Source organism: Rhodocyclaceae bacterium (assembly GCA_020248265.1).
In the GTDB taxonomy this organism is placed as follows: domain Bacteria; phylum Pseudomonadota; class Gammaproteobacteria; order Burkholderiales; family CAIKXV01; genus CAIKXV01.
In genome coordinates, this window is the sequence record JADCHX010000011.1 from 68,397 (window position 1) to 81,893 (window position 13,497).

Consider the following 13,497-nt stretch of genomic DNA (forward strand, 5'->3'; position numbering starts at 1 on the left):
CGCTGCCGGACATGTTCTTGCGACACGTTCGTTCGGCGGCTGGCGATCCTAGCCAATCGGGCATCCGGCGGCAACGCCTATAATTCGCGCTCCTCGCGATTGCCGCGATCCGCCGCCGGAGCAGACATGAAACCACCGCGTATCACGACGCCTCCGGGCAGCACCATCGGCGTGATCGGGCTCGGCCTGATGGGCTCGGCTGCCGTCGCGCGCCTGACCTCCGCGGGCTTTACCGTGGTCGGGTACGACGTCGAGGCGAGCGCCGCCGAGCGCCTCGGATTGCCGGCGGACCAGCGCGCCCGTTCGATCGCCGACATCGCCGCGCGCTGCGACTGCTGCGTTGTGGCGGTGTTCAACACCCAGCAGGTCGAGCAGGTACTGGAAGGCGAAAGAGGACTGGCTGCGTCGCGCGACACCGGCGCCGAGCGAGAGCGCCCGCCGCTGGCGGTGATCTGCATCAGCACCTGCGATCCGGATGCGATCTCGGCGCTGGTCGAGCGCCTGCCGCGCGAGCGCATTACCTTCGTCGAGGTACCGGTGTCCGGTACCAGCCAGCAGTTCGTGCGCGGCGACGGCCTGGGCCTGGTCGCCGGCAGCGATGCGGATGTCGCGCGCGTCGCACCGGTACTCGAGGCGATGGTGCCGAAGCGGCATCGGGTCGGGGCGCCGGGCGACGGCGGCCGCGCCAAGCTCGCGATCAATCTGATGCTGGGCGTGAACCGCGCAGCGCTGGCCGAAGGCCTGGTATTCGCCGAACGCATGGGCCTCGACCCGACGGCCTTCCTCGCGGTCGCACGCGACTCGGCCGCGTACTCGCAGATCATGGACGTCAAGGGCGCGAAGATGATCGCTGCCGATTTCACGCCGCACGGCAAGGTCAACCAGTCGATGAAGGACTTCTCGCTGATGCTGGAACAGGCGAAGCGTCTGGGTCAGCGGCTGCCGCTGGGCGAGACCTATGCCGGGCTGATGCAAGGCTGCATCGACAATGGCGAGGCGGAACTGGACAATGGTGCGGTGATCCGCGAGATACGGCGGCGGGTGGAGTGATGACGCGGACGGGTCGTGCAGGATGCACCCGCCTGCCGTGATCGGATCGAAGCCAATGGACGGCGGTGAGGGCTTCATCGACACCAGAGTCGTCTTCTACGGGCGGTGACCGTAGCTTCACTCGTGGCGCGATACCCATATTCCATCGCCGCCACTGTCATCCAGTGCCGCAGGCTCTCCACATAGCTGCGCGCCGCATGCGCGCCAGCGCCGTCATTGCGCACATGCGTTCGGTGAACGCTGACGGATCCAGATCCAGCCCGCAGCCTTGCTCGAGCATGTCGACGGCCGCAGGCCCGGACGGGTTGAACGCAGCGAAGCCGTGACCGACACCGGTCAGTGCGCCGGTCATGCCCTCGGGCGCCGTGCGCAGGTTGCTCTCCAGCGAGAGGCGGGCGGTATCCGGGCAGGCGCTCAAGCAGGTGGTCGCCAGTCCGCGCCCGCTGGCGGAAGGTCGCTCCGTGAACATCGTCCCCGTACGGTCGCTGCGGGGGGCCTCACTCGTGCTAACGTCACATCATGCCGTCGATTTCCACCGGCGCCGTCGAGGCCCGGGTCCGCGCTCCGGTGCTGCTCTGGCGCAATCCACCGCGTTTCGCCGTCCTGCACATCCTGGCCGTCATTACCGGCGGTCTGGCGCTGGACAGCGCGTTCGGCTGGACCGGCCAGCACCTTGCCACCCTCTGGGCGTGTGCCGTGTGGGCCTGGCTCTACCGGGTGGGCGGATCGGCCGAGCGGCGCTCGCTGCTGCTGTGCATGCTGATCGCCGGCTTCGGCGAAGCCGTGCTGGCGCTCGGCTGGGGCATCTATGATTACCAGTTCGGCAACCTGCCGCTGTTCGTGCCCCCTGGGCACGCGTTGCTGATGACGCTCGGCGTGCTGGTGGCGGCGCGATTGCCGGTGCGCGCGACGGTGCTGTGCGTGCTGGTTCCCGGATCGGCATGGGCGGCGTACGCCTGGTTCGGCGACATCGACCGCTTCGGTACGCTGCTGTTCCTGCTGTACGCGGGCTGCCTCGCGTTCGGGCGCGACCGGGCGCTGTATTCGGTGATGTTCGTGCTCGCGCTTGCGATGGAACTGTACGGTACGGCGCTCGGCAACTGGACCTGGCGCGCGGCCGTGCCGGGGCTGGGCATCGGTGCGGCCAACCCGCCGTTCGCCGCCGGCGCGTTCTACGCGTTGCTCGACCTGCTGGTGCTCGCAGCGGTGTCGGCGTTCGGGGTTTCCCTCACCCGGTCGCTGGCGGCACCAGCCCGCTCGGAGTAGATTCCGCGCACAGACAGATTCCAGCAGGAGAGCCGCCATGCCGTCGATGCGCCCCCCGATCATGGGTACCCGCCACATGGTGTCCGCCGGACACTACCTCGCTTCGCATGCGGCGTTCCAGATCCTCGAGTCGGGCGGCAACGCGATCGACGCTGGCGTGGCTGCGGGCATCGCGCTTGGCGTCACGCAGACCGAGAAGGTGAGCTTCGGCGGCGTCGCCCCGATCATCATCTTCAAGGCCGACACCGGCAAGCTGGTCTCGATCGACGGGCTGGGCGTCTGGCCACGCCGGATCACGCCCGACTACTTCATGAAGCACCACGGCGGGAAGATCCCGGCCACCTCGATCCGCTCGATCGTGCCGGCTGCGCCCGATGCCTGGCTGACCGCGCTCGAACTGCACGGCACGATGAGCTTCGGCGAAGTGGCCGCGGCGTCGATCGGTTTCGCGCGCGACGGCTTCGCGATGCACGAGCTGATGTCCGAGTTCCTGAAGGAGAACGAGGCGTCGTACAAGCGCTACCCGACCAGCTACCCGGTGTTCTTCCCGAATGGCCGCGCGCCCGAGCCGGGCGAGATCTGGCGCCAGCCCGACCTCGCGCGCACGATGCAGTACATGGCCGACGAGGAACGCGCGGCAGCGTCAAGGGGCGGTGCGAATGCCCGGATGGCCGGCCTGCAGGCTGCCCGCGACGCGTTCTACAAGGGAGACATCGCGCGCGCGATCGTCAAGTTCCATGCCGAGAGCGGCGGCCTGATGACCGCCGAAGACCTGGCCGAGTTCCGCGTGCGCCTCGAGCCGACCGTGTCCACCACGTTCGCCGGCATCGACATGCATTGCTGTGGCGCCTGGTGCCAGGGGCCGGTGGTGCCGATGACGCTGAACCTGCTCAAGGGGCATGACCTCAAGGGATATGGGCACAACTCGACGCGCTACATCCATGTGCTGACCGAGGCGCTGAAGCTCGCGTTCTCCGACCGCCATCATTTCTTCGGCGACCCGCGTTTCGTCGACGTGCCGATCGACGACCTGATGTCGCAGGCGTATGCAGACCAGCGCGCCGCGATGATCCGCGCTGACCGCGCCTGGCCGGAGATGCCGCCGCCGGGCGATCCGCGCAACCAGGGCGATGCCCGCCTGGCGCCGCTGCCGGTGCCCGAGCCGGCGGACAAGTCGCCGCTCGGGGACACCTCGTACGCGTGCGTGATCGACCGCCACGGCAATGCGTTCTCGGTGACGCCGTCGGACGGCTCCAACAACTCGCCGCTGGTGCCCGGCATCGGCATCGTCTGTTCCGGACGTGGCACGCAGTCCTGGGCCGATCCGCGCTACCGCTCGTCGGTGGCCCCGGGCGTGCGGCCGCGGCTCACGCCCAACCCGTCGCTCGCGCTGAAGGACGGCAAGGCGTTCATGACGCTGGGAACGCCGGGTGGCGACGTCCAGTGCCAGGCGATGGTGCAGGTGTTCCTGAACGTGGTGCTGTTCGGCATGGACCCGCAGGCCGCGATCGAGGCGCCGCGGTTCTCCAGCTACAGCTTCCCCGGCTCGTTCGAGCCGCACGCGTACTTCCCCGGCCAGCTCGCACTCGAAGGGCGTATCGAAGACAAGGTGGAGTCCGAGCTCGCAGCGCTGGGCCACCGCACGTTCTGGTGGGACGACTACACCTGGCTTGCTGGCGCGCCGTGCGCGATCGTCGTCGATCCGGTCACCGGCGTGCTCAGTGGCGGTGCCGATCCGCGGCGCCCGGCGTACGCGCTCGGCTGGTAGCAGTCGGCCTTTCACGAACGCCGGCGCAGTCCGGCGCGCAGTCCTGCAACAACGGAGGAGCATCACCATGCTGTTAATCCCGGCCGATCGCATCCGGCAACAGAGCTTCAACATCCTGCGCGCCTGGGGCCAGAGCGAGGCGCATGCGAACATCACCGCCGACATCCTGACCGAGACCGACCTGCGCGGCATCGATTCGCACGGACTGTCGATGCTGCCGGTGTACGAAGAGCAGCTCGCCACCAAGCTGAACATGAAGCCGGACATCAAGGTGGTGCGCGAGACGCCGGTCTCCGCACTCATCGATGCCGACAACGGCCTGGGCCACGTGCCCGGCCACATGGGCATGTCGATGGCGATCGCCAAGGCGAAGGTGATCGGCATGGCGATGGTGACCGTGCGGCGGTCCGGCCATTACGGTGCGGCCGGCTACTACACCGACATGGCCGCGCGCGAAGGGTTGATCGGCATCTCCATGACCTCCTCGCGCGGCCTGGCGATGGTGCCGACCTTCGGCGCCGAACCGGTGTTCGGCACCAACCCGATCTCGGTCGCCGCGCCGGCGAAGCGCAACAAGCCGTTCAACCTCGACATGGCGACCACCACGGTCGCGGTCGGCAAGCTGAAGCTGAAGTGGCTCATCCACAAGCCGCTGCCGGTCGGCTGGGCGGTCGACGAGCAGGGCCAGCCGCTGACCGATTCGGCGCGTGCATTCAAGCTGAAGAACATCACGCCCCTGGGTGGCACGCGAGAGCTGGGCAGCCACAAGGGTTACGGCCTCGCCGCGGTGGTCAACATGCTTTCCGCGACGCTGTCCGGCGCCGCGTTCCAGCCGCTGCGGCTGCAGCGCGAAGACCCGGCCGCGCCGGACAACATCGGCCACTTCTTCATGGCCTTCGACCCGAAGCTGTTCCGCGAAGAGGGCGAGTTCGAACACGACATGGACGAGATGCTCGACTACCTGCGCGCTGTCAAGCCGACCGATCCGGCCCGGCCGGTGATGGTGCCTGGCGACCCGGAGTACCAGGAGCGCGAGCAGCGGTTGCGCGTCGGCGTGCCGGTGCCGGAGATGCTCGACGAACTGGTGCGCAAGGTGTGCACGAAGTCCGGCGCGGCATACGTGCTGGGCCATGGCTGAGGCTGGTCACCCGGGCCTGCCTTCTGCGCCCGGCACCGGTGCGCCAGCAGCCGGCGATGGTCCGGCCACGCCACCGCCCGCGCCGCTCGCCTCGCCCGGCGCGGTGCGCCGCTGGCTGTCGCTGGGCCTGCGCGACTTCGCAGCGATGCCGGTGGCCAGCCTGTTCTACGGCCTCGTGTTCGTCGCGATGGCCTTCGTGCTCGAGGCGTTCATCCACGATGGCGCGTGGATGCTGGCGTTCGTCACCGGCTTCGCGCTGGTGGCACCGTTCCTGGCACTCGGTCTGTACGCGCTGTCGCGCGACCGTACCTTGGCGGTCCCGGTGCCGCTACGCGCCTCGTTCATCGCGTCGCTCACCGCCTGGCGCATCAACCTCGGCCAGGTGGCGATCTACGGCGTCATCCTGACCCTGCTGCTTGCCGCCTGGGTGCGGGTGTCGGTGGTACTGGTGGCCCTGTTCTTCGACCAGCCGGCGAGCAGCCTGTCGGCGCTTGCAGCCGGCCTTGCGCAGGATCCGGAAGGCTTCGTGTTCTTCGCGGTGTACTTCGTCGTCGGCGGCGGCTTCGCGTGGCTGGTTTTCGCCACCGGCGTGGTGTCGCTGCCGATGATGCTCGACCGGCCGGTGGACGTGCTGTCGGCGATGATCTGGAGCATGCAGGCGGCGCTGACCAACGGCGCGACGATGCTGCGCTGGGCGGCGACGATCGCGGCACTGCTCGGACTGGGCATGCTCGGCCGCTTCCTGCCGTTGGCGCTGATCGTGCCGGTGATCGGCCATGCGAGCTGGCACGTGTACCGGGAACTGGCCGGCGGGGACCGCCGGCGCAGGCAGGCCGCCTGACCGCCCCGGCTCAGTCCGCCTTCAGCCCGAGCGCGCGCACGATCTTGCCGGCGCGGTCGGTTTCGACGCGCAGGAAGGTGTCGAACTCGGCAGGCGACATGCCACCGGTGGTGAGGCCGAGCTTGGCGAAGGTGTCTACCACCTCCGGCAGCTTCAGCGCGCGCAGCATCTCGGCATTGAGCCGGTCGATGATCGGCTTCGGTACGCCGGCACGCGTGGCCGCGCCGAACCAGTTGGTGGCATCGAAGCCGGGATAGCCCGATTCGGCGATGGTCGGCACCTGCTTGAGCGTGTCGGCCCGCTGCAGCGAGGTGACCGCGATCGGCCGCATGCGTCCGTTGGCGACATAGGGCGAGCAGTCGAGCACGTTGCCGATCAGCATGCTGGTGTGCCCGCCAAGCACCGAACTGGTGGCCGGCGCACCACCGCCGTAGGCGACGTTGGTCATGCGGATCTTCGCGGTCATCGAGAACAGCTCGCCGGCGATGCGCCCGCCGCCGAGCGCGCTCGACACGCCCCAGGTCAGCTCGTCCGGGCGCTTCTGGGCCAGGGCAACGAGTTCTTTCACCGTCTTCACCGGCAGCGCCGGGTTCACGCAGATGATCAGCGGGTTGTGCACCAGCCGGGTGATGCCGGCGAAATCCTTCGCGGAATCGTAGGGCAGCTTCGAATACGCGGCCGGGTTCACCGTGAAGCTGGTGGCGATCACGTTGAAGGTATGGCCGTCGGGCGGCGACCGCATCAGCAACTCGGTGGCGATCACCGTGTTCGCGCCGGTGCGGTTCTCGACCACCACCTGCTGGCCCAGCGCCTTCGACAGCGGCTGCGCGATCACGCGGCCGACGGTGTCGCCGGTGCCCCCGGGCGGAAACGGCACCAGGAAGCGCAGCGGCTTCGACGGGAAGTCCTGTGCCAGCACCGCAGGTGCGAAGGGCGCGGCCAGCGCGGCGATCGCGAGGGCGACGGCCGTGGCTGTCGGTCGCGGCAGGTCGATGGTGCGTGTGCGGGCGTGCATGGTCTCCTCCGGGGCTTTCGATGGCTCATGGTCTGGACGCGTCGGGCTTTCATTGTAGTCAAACTGTGTCGCGACGATGCGACGGCCGGCGCATGGACTATCCTAGCCATGGCGACTCCGACAGTCGATGAGCTGGTGCCGACTGCATTTGCCCCCGGGGACCGCAGCGACAGCGATAACTACAACGACAACGATGGCGGCGATGGCGTTGGCCTGCGGGCCGGCCCGCCGATCCGCACAGGAGGAGTTCGATGCATCCAGTCCAGGGATCCATGCTGCGCGCAGGCCCGGCAGCTGCGGTTGCGGGCAGCATCATGCTCGCGCTCGCGGGGCCGTTGCAGGCGCAGCAGGACACGAAGATCACCCGCCCGATCCGGATGATCGTGCCGTACGTGCCTGGCGGTGGCACCGACACGCTGGCGCGTATCGTCGCGCCGTTCATCGCCGAGGCGTTCGGGCAGACGGTGCTGGTCGACAACCGGCCGGGTGCGAGCAGCACGCTGGGCACGCAGATCGTTGCCCAGGCGGTGCCCGACGGCCACACGATCGGCATGATCGACGCCGCCTTCCTGATCAACCCGAGCCTGCTCGGCAAGCTGCCCTACGACACGGTGAAGGATTTCTCGCCGATCGTGCTGGTGGCGACCTCGCCGCTGGTGCTGCTGGTGCATCCGACGGTGCGCGCGGCCAGTGTCAAGGAACTGGTGGCGCTGGCCCGGGCACAGCCGGGCAAGCTCACCTTCGGTTCGGCCGGCAACGGTACCGCGGTGCACCTCGCCGGCGAACAGTTGCGCTCGGTGGCCGGCATCGACCTGCAGCACATCGCCTACAAGGGGGCCGGCCAGTCGATCGGTGAAGTGCTCGGCGGCCAGATCACGATGGTGTTCACCACGCCCAGCGGCGGCCGGCAGCATGCGGCGAGCGGCAAGCTGCGCGCGCTGGGCATCACCTCGGCGAAGCGGTTCGGCGGCATGCCCGACGTACCGACCTTCGGCGAGAGCGGCTACCCGGGCGTGGACGCGGCGACGATCAACGGGCTCGTCGGTCCGGCGCGCCTGCCGCGCGACTACGTGCAGCGCGTGAACGAGGCGGTGATGCGCGGCATGCAGCGGCGCGAGACGCAGGACCGGCTGCAGGAACTCGGCTTCGACGCGGCTGGCGGCACGCCGGCGCAGTTCGGCGCCTGGATCGTCGCCGAGACCGCGAAATGGGCGAAGGTGGTGAAGGACTCCGGCGCGAAGCCGGAATAAGCCGGAACAGGACGGGAGAACAGACGATGACGATCCGCTCGGTCGATACCGTGGCCGTGACCCTGCCGTTCGAGATGGGCGGTCCGAAGCCGATGTTCGGCGGCAAATCGCGCCAGATGGAGATGCTGCTGGTGCGCGTGGAGACCGAGGATGGGCTGGTCGGCTGGGGCGAAGCGTTCGGCTTCGCGGTCTGGCCGTCTACCCGCACCGCGCTGCACACGCTGGTCGCGCCGCTCGCGGTGGGGCGCGACGAGGCGGACATCGCCGGCATCCGCAACGACCTCGCGCGAAAGCTGCACCTGCTCGGACGCACCGGGCCGGTGATGTTCGCACTGTCGGGGCTGGACATCGCGCTGTGGGACATCGCTGGCAAGCGCGCCGGGCTGCCGCTGTGGAAGCTGCTCGCGGCGCTGCCGGCCGGTCGCGGTGCGGCCGCAGGCGAGGGCGTGCGGATGCCGGCCTACGCCAGCCTGCTGCGCTATGGCGATGCGAAGCTGGTGTCGGCCAACACCGCGCGCGCCGTCGCGGCGGGGTATCGGCAGGTCAAGCTGCACGAGATCACCGTCGACGCGGTCGCTGCTGCGCGGGCCGCCGCGGGGCCGGACGTCGCGCTGATGATGGACTGCAACTGCCCATGGACCGGCGACGAGGCACTGGCGATCGCCGATGGCGTGCGGCCGCACGGCCTGGCCTGGTTCGAGGAGCCGGTCTGGCCGCCCGAGGATTTTCCGACGCTCGCGCGCGTGCGCCGCATGTGCGGCATGCCGGTGTCCGCCGGCGAGAACGCGATGAGCGCCGGCGATTTCGAGCGCATGTTCGAGGCAGGCGCGGTCGACATCGCGCAGCCGAGCGTCACCAAGATCGGCGGCGTCAGCGGTTTCGTCGAGGTGGTCGAGGCGGCGCGCCGGCACGGCGTGCGGGTGGTCGCGCACTCGCCGTACTTCGGCCCGGGGCTGCTGGCGACGCTGCACCTGACCCATGCGCTGCTCGAGTCCGGGACGCCGATCGAGTACTCGTTCGTCGACCTGGGCGAGAATCCGCTGCGCGGCACAACGACCGTCGAGGGTGGCACAATCGCCGTGCCGGGCCAGCCGGGCCTGGGAGCCGATCCCGATCCCGCAACGCTCGAGCGCTGCACGATCGACTGATCGCGCGGCGGCGCTGGATGATCGGAAGCGAACGACGATGCGACAGACGACTGTCCGCGGCAACCGGTGTTTACCCGCAGTTGCGCTGGTTGCCCTTGCGACGAGCCTGCTGGCGCCGGTGGGCCCCGCATCCGCGCAGGAATGGCCGGCGAAGCCGATCCGGTTGCTGGTCGGCTTTCCGGTAGGCGGCGCGGCCGACATCCTCGCGCGGCTGCATGCGGCCCGCCTGCAGGATGCGATCGGGCAGACGATCGTGGTCGACAATCGGGGCGGCGCTGGCGGCGTGATCGCGACCGAGCTCGCGGCGCGCGCGGCTGGCGACGGCTACACGCTGCTGTTCACCTCGCTGCCGCATGTCATCAACCCGCCGCTGTATGGCAAGGTCGCGTACCACCCGGTCAGGGATTTCCAGCCGGTCACGCTGCTGGTGAACGTGCCGCTGCTGATGGCGGTGCCCGCTACGCTGCCGATGAAGACCGTGAAGGACGTGATCGCGCTGGCGAAGGCGAATCCGGGCAAGGTGAACTACGGCTCTGCCGGCAACGGCAGCAGCAGCCACCTTGCGGTGGAGATGTTCAAGTCGATGGCGGGCGTGGACATCCAGCACATCCCCTACAAGGGCACCGGGCCGCTGATCACCGACCTGCTGAGCGGGCAGGTCAGCATGACGATCGCCAGCATCGTGCCGCTGATCCCGCAGGTCCGGGCCGGCAAACTTCGGCCGGTCGCGGTGACCGGCGTGCGCCGTTCAGGCGCGCTGCCCGATGTGCCGACGATCGCCGAGGCCGGCGTGCCGGGATACGACATGACCAACTGGTTCGGCATCCTGGCCCCGGCCGGGCTGCCTGCGCCGATCCTCGGCCGCCTCGATGCCGTGCTGCGCAGGATCGTCGCAGCCCCGGACGTGCGCGAAGTCTATGCGCAGCAGGGCGCCGATCCGGTCGGCGCCGGCCCGGAGGCCTTCGCGAAGGTGATCGCCGCCGACATCCCCAAGTGGGATAAGGTCGTGCGCCAGTCCGGCGCCCGCGTCGACTGAAATCCGGGACAGAGACGATTTTCCCGGCCGAGTCCGGTAGTCGACCCTGGGGTCAGACCCCAGGGTCAGACCCCAGGGTCAGACCCCAGGGTCAGACCCGGGTTGCGGGAGGAAGCTGTTTCGGCCCCGGATTTCTGGCCGGGCCGGGTTCTGGGTACTTGTGCTTGCCAAACGGGATCTTCGCGCCTATCATTCGCGGTTCACTCAACCGACCCGACGCCAAACCGCATGCCAAGTGTCCGCGTAAAAGAAAACGAGCCTTTCGAAGTTGCGCTTCGTCGCTTCAAGCGGACGATCGAGAAGACTGGCCTCCTGACCGAACTTCGTGCACGCGAGTTCTATGAGAAGCCCACGTCCGAGCGCAAGCGCAAGCTCGCCGCCGCGGTCAAGCGTCATTACAAGCGTGTGCGTGGACAACTGCTCCCGCCCCGGATGTACTGATCGCCCCAGCACTCCCGCCCGTCGCCCAGCGGCGGGTAGCCCTGACGGCGGCTCCGGCCGCCGTTTTGCATTGCGGGCGTCGTTGAAAACGCGTCATATCCCTACCGATCTTCAGCGCCATGACCCTACGTGCCACGATCCAGGAAGACATGAAGGCCGCAATGCGGAGCCGCGAGGCCGATCGCCTCGCCGCCATCCGCCTGCTCTGGTCGGCCGTGAAGCAGCGCGAGGTCGACGAGCGCAAGGAACTCGTCGATGCCGAGGTCACGGCAGTCATCGACCGGATGATCAAGCAGCGTCGTGACTCGATCGCGCAGTTCGAGCAGGGCGGTCGCGCCGACCTCGCCGCGAAGGAGCAGCAGGAACTGGCGGTGCTGCAGGCCTACATGCCGCAGGCCCTGTCCCAGGCCGAGGTCGACGCGGAGATCGCCGAGGCGATCGCCTCCGTCGTCGACTCGACCCGTGCACCCTCGGGTGCCGACATGGGCAAGGTGATGGCCGTGCTCAAGCCGCGGCTCGCAGGACGGACCGACCTCGCGAAAGTGTCGGCCATGGTGAAGGCACGCCTCGCGCAGCCCGCCGCTTGATTCCCCAGGCCTTCATCCAGGACCTGCTCGCGCGCGCCGACATCGTCGAGGTCGTCGAGCGCTACGTGCCGCTGAAGCGCGAGGGCTCGAACCACGTCGCCTGCTGCCCGTTCCACAACGAAAAATCGCCGTCGTTCAAGGTCAGCCAGCCGAAGCAGATCTACAAGTGCTTCGGCTGCGGTGCCAGCGGCAACGCGATCGGCTTCCTGATGGCCTACAACGGGCTGGAGTTCGTCGAGGCGATCCGTTCCCTCGCCGAGCAGATGGGCATCCCGGTACCGGAAGAGCCCTGGCGCGGCGGCGGGCGCAATCCCGGCGGCGGCGGGGGCGGCAGCGAGGATGCGGCCGCGATGGAGGCGACGGCGCGGCTGTACGAGCACATGCGCGAGGCGACCCGCTATTACCGCGAACAGCTCAGGCACCATCCGAAGGCGATCGAGTACCTGAAGCAGCGCGGGCTGACCGGCGAGATCGCCTCGCGCTTCGCGATCGGCTTCGCGCCGCCCGGCTGGCAGAACCTGGAGCAGGTGTTCGCCAACTACACCTCGCCCGAACTCGACCAGGTCGGGCTGGTGGTGAACGGCGAATCCGGTCGCCGGTTCGACTTCTTCCGCAACCGGATCATGTTCCCGATCCTCAACCAGCGCGGCATGATCGTAGGCTTCGGTGCACGGGTGATCGACCCGGAAGACCAGCCCAAGTACCTGAACTCGCGCGAAACGCCGCTGTTCGACAAGGGGCGCGAGCTGTACAACCTGTTCGCCGCGCGGCGGGCGATCCGGGAGGCGGGCCGGGTGCTGGTCGTCGAGGGCTACATGGACGTGGTCGGTCTGGCCCAGCACGGGGTCGACTACGCGGTGGCCGCGCTGGGTACCGCGACCACGCCATTCCACGTACAGAAGCTGCTGCGCCAGACCGACAACATCGTGTTCTCGTTCGACGGTGATGCGGCCGGACGTCGCGCGGCCTGGCGCGCGCTCGAGAACAGCCTGGCCCAACTGGTCGATGGCAAGAATCTGTCGTTCCTGTTCCTGCCGCAGGGGGAGGATCCGGACAGCTTCATCCGGCGCGAGGGCCGCGCGGCGTTCGAGAGCCTGCTGGCGGCCGCGATGCCGATGTCGGGTTTCCTGGTGCGTGAGCTGACGCGCGAGAACGACCTGGCCAGCGAGGAGGGCCGCGCGCGCTTGCTGCGCGACGCGAAGCCGCTGGTCACCCAGTTGCAGCAGGCACCGATGCTCGGCCGGATGCTGCGCAAGCGGCTGGCGGAGCTGGCCGGCATCACGCCGGCCGAACTCGACGGCCATTGGGGCATCGTCGCGGCGCAATCGCCGGCGTCGTCGCGCCCGCGCGACGACCGCTTCGGCCCGGGCGGCGGACGGGGTTTCGGCGACGGGCGCCAGCGGGGCGGCGGCTTCGGGCGGGCGAGTGGGGCTGACGACGCCGCACCGTTCGCGAACCGTGGCCGGTCGGGCCCGGGCGGTGGTGCCGGGGGGCGACGGCCGCGCCCCGCTCCGTCGCTGGCGAGAACCATGTTGCAGGCCTTGTTGTCAAAGCCTGAACTGGTGAGCCGAGTCGACCTGCCCGAGGGGCTGGAGCCCCATCCCGAGCTTCGCACCCTCACGGTGCTGGTCGAATTCCTTCGCGGCCAACCGGAGGCAGCGCTCGCCGGCATGCGGGCGGCGGGGGTGCTGCAGGCGTTCGCCGGCAGCGATTTCGAAGACATGTTGCGCGATGTCGAGGCGGATGCACCGGAATGGGTGGAAACCGGCGAAGTGCAGGCCGAACTCGACGGTGCGATGGAGCGGTTGCGCGACCAGATCCGGCGCGCAGAGGCGACGAAAATGGCGGGCGCCACCTCCCTGGCTGGCCTGACACCCGAAATGCGCGATGCCCTGCGCGGCCTGCTGCGGCGGCCGGGCGCCTGACTGCTCAGGATGCCGCAGGTGCCCGACATCTG

Annotated in this window: 13 protein-coding genes; 11 read left to right on the top strand and 2 right to left on the bottom strand. The window is 69.0% G+C overall.

The features are described 5' to 3' along the window. Positions 1-126 precede the first annotated feature (126 nt). Entirely contained in the window at positions 127-1,050 is a 924-nt protein-coding gene (locus tag ING98_11230; GenBank protein ID MCA3102439.1) for an NAD(P)-dependent oxidoreductase, read from the top strand. Positions 1,051-1,207: 157 nt separating this feature from the next. On the opposite strand, the gene ING98_11235 is transcribed toward ING98_11230, so the two are convergent. Next, on the bottom strand, positions 1,208-1,468 hold the full coding sequence (locus ING98_11235; GenBank protein ID MCA3102440.1) for a hypothetical protein: 261 nt from the start codon (positions 1,466-1,468) through the stop codon (positions 1,208-1,210). Positions 1,469-1,569: 101 nt separating this feature from the next. On the opposite strand from ING98_11235, the gene ING98_11240 reads away from it, so the two are divergent. The 4 genes from ING98_11240 to ING98_11255 all read left to right on the top strand — a co-directional run bounded on the left by ING98_11240 (position 1,570) and on the right by ING98_11255 (position 6,063). Continuing rightward, positions 1,570-2,316, top strand: coding sequence for a hypothetical protein (locus ING98_11240; GenBank protein ID MCA3102441.1), 747 nt, complete (start codon positions 1,570-1,572; stop codon positions 2,314-2,316). Between the two features lie 37 nt (positions 2,317-2,353). After that, positions 2,354-4,084: a gamma-glutamyltransferase family protein gene (locus tag ING98_11245; protein MCA3102442.1), complete on the top strand. Its 1,731-nt coding sequence runs from the start codon at positions 2,354-2,356 to the stop codon at positions 4,082-4,084. Between the two features lie 67 nt (positions 4,085-4,151). Then, complete coding sequence (locus ING98_11250) at positions 4,152-5,222, top strand: Ldh family oxidoreductase (protein MCA3102443.1); 1,071 nt, start codon at positions 4,152-4,154, stop codon at positions 5,220-5,222. Beyond that, complete coding sequence (locus ING98_11255) at positions 5,215-6,063, top strand: DUF2189 domain-containing protein (protein ID MCA3102444.1); 849 nt, start codon at positions 5,215-5,217, stop codon at positions 6,061-6,063. The genes ING98_11250 and ING98_11255 overlap by 8 nt, the downstream gene beginning before the upstream one ends. 10 nt (positions 6,064-6,073) lie before the next feature. Here the strand turns inward: ING98_11255 and ING98_11260 are convergent, their stop codons facing one another. Beyond that, a complete protein-coding gene (locus tag ING98_11260) occupies positions 6,074-7,078 on the bottom strand; it encodes a tripartite tricarboxylate transporter substrate binding protein (GenBank protein ID MCA3102445.1) in 1,005 nt (334 codons plus the stop codon). A 251-nt stretch (positions 7,079-7,329) separates the two neighbouring features. On the opposite strand from ING98_11260, the gene ING98_11265 reads away from it, so the two are divergent. From ING98_11265 to ING98_11290, 6 genes are all read left to right on the top strand, one after another. After that, positions 7,330-8,328 carry a tripartite tricarboxylate transporter substrate binding protein gene (locus ING98_11265; GenBank protein ID MCA3102446.1) on the top strand — a complete coding sequence of 333 codons (999 nt, stop codon included), beginning with the start codon at positions 7,330-7,332 and terminating at the stop codon, positions 8,326-8,328. Between the two features lie 26 nt (positions 8,329-8,354). Next, positions 8,355-9,476 (top strand): mandelate racemase/muconate lactonizing enzyme family protein, encoded by a 1,122-nt coding sequence (locus tag ING98_11270; protein MCA3102447.1) that lies wholly within the window; start codon positions 8,355-8,357, stop codon positions 9,474-9,476. Between the two features lie 37 nt (positions 9,477-9,513). Next, positions 9,514-10,512, top strand: a complete 999-nt coding sequence (locus tag ING98_11275; GenBank protein ID MCA3102448.1) for a tripartite tricarboxylate transporter substrate binding protein — start codon at positions 9,514-9,516, stop codon at positions 10,510-10,512. Between the two features lie 228 nt (positions 10,513-10,740). After that, entirely contained in the window at positions 10,741-10,953 is a 213-nt protein-coding gene (locus tag ING98_11280) for a 30S ribosomal protein S21 (protein MCA3102449.1), read from the top strand. 119 nt (positions 10,954-11,072) lie between these two features. Further along, positions 11,073-11,540, top strand: a complete 468-nt coding sequence (locus ING98_11285; protein MCA3102450.1) for a GatB/YqeY domain-containing protein — start codon at positions 11,073-11,075, stop codon at positions 11,538-11,540. Beyond that, entirely contained in the window at positions 11,537-13,465 is a 1,929-nt protein-coding gene (locus tag ING98_11290; protein ID MCA3102451.1) for a DNA primase, read from the top strand. Before ING98_11285 ends, ING98_11290 begins: the two co-directional genes overlap by 4 nt. Positions 13,466-13,497: the final 32 nt, after the last annotated feature.

Excerpts from the sequence above, each read along its gene's own strand:
- ING98_11230 (MCA3102439.1), top strand. The coding sequence starts at position 127 with ATGAAACCACCGCGTATCACGACGCCTCCGGGCAGCACCATCGGCGTG.
- ING98_11240 (MCA3102441.1), top strand. The coding sequence starts at position 1,570 with ATGCCGTCGATTTCCACCGGCGCCGTCGAGGCCCGGGTCCGCGCTCCG.
- ING98_11245 (MCA3102442.1), top strand. The coding sequence starts at position 2,354 with ATGCCGTCGATGCGCCCCCCGATCATGGGTACCCGCCACATGGTGTCC.
- ING98_11250 (MCA3102443.1), top strand. The coding sequence starts at position 4,152 with ATGCTGTTAATCCCGGCCGATCGCATCCGGCAACAGAGCTTCAACATC.
- ING98_11255 (MCA3102444.1), top strand. The coding sequence starts at position 5,215 with ATGGCTGAGGCTGGTCACCCGGGCCTGCCTTCTGCGCCCGGCACCGGT.
- ING98_11260 (MCA3102445.1), bottom strand. The coding sequence starts at position 7,078 with ATGCACGCCCGCACACGCACCATCGACCTGCCGCGACCGACAGCCACG.
- ING98_11265 (MCA3102446.1), top strand. The coding sequence starts at position 7,330 with ATGCATCCAGTCCAGGGATCCATGCTGCGCGCAGGCCCGGCAGCTGCG.
- ING98_11270 (MCA3102447.1), top strand. The coding sequence starts at position 8,355 with ATGACGATCCGCTCGGTCGATACCGTGGCCGTGACCCTGCCGTTCGAG.
- ING98_11275 (MCA3102448.1), top strand. The coding sequence starts at position 9,514 with ATGCGACAGACGACTGTCCGCGGCAACCGGTGTTTACCCGCAGTTGCG.
- ING98_11280 (MCA3102449.1), top strand. The coding sequence starts at position 10,741 with ATGCCAAGTGTCCGCGTAAAAGAAAACGAGCCTTTCGAAGTTGCGCTT.
- ING98_11285 (MCA3102450.1), top strand. The coding sequence starts at position 11,073 with ATGACCCTACGTGCCACGATCCAGGAAGACATGAAGGCCGCAATGCGG.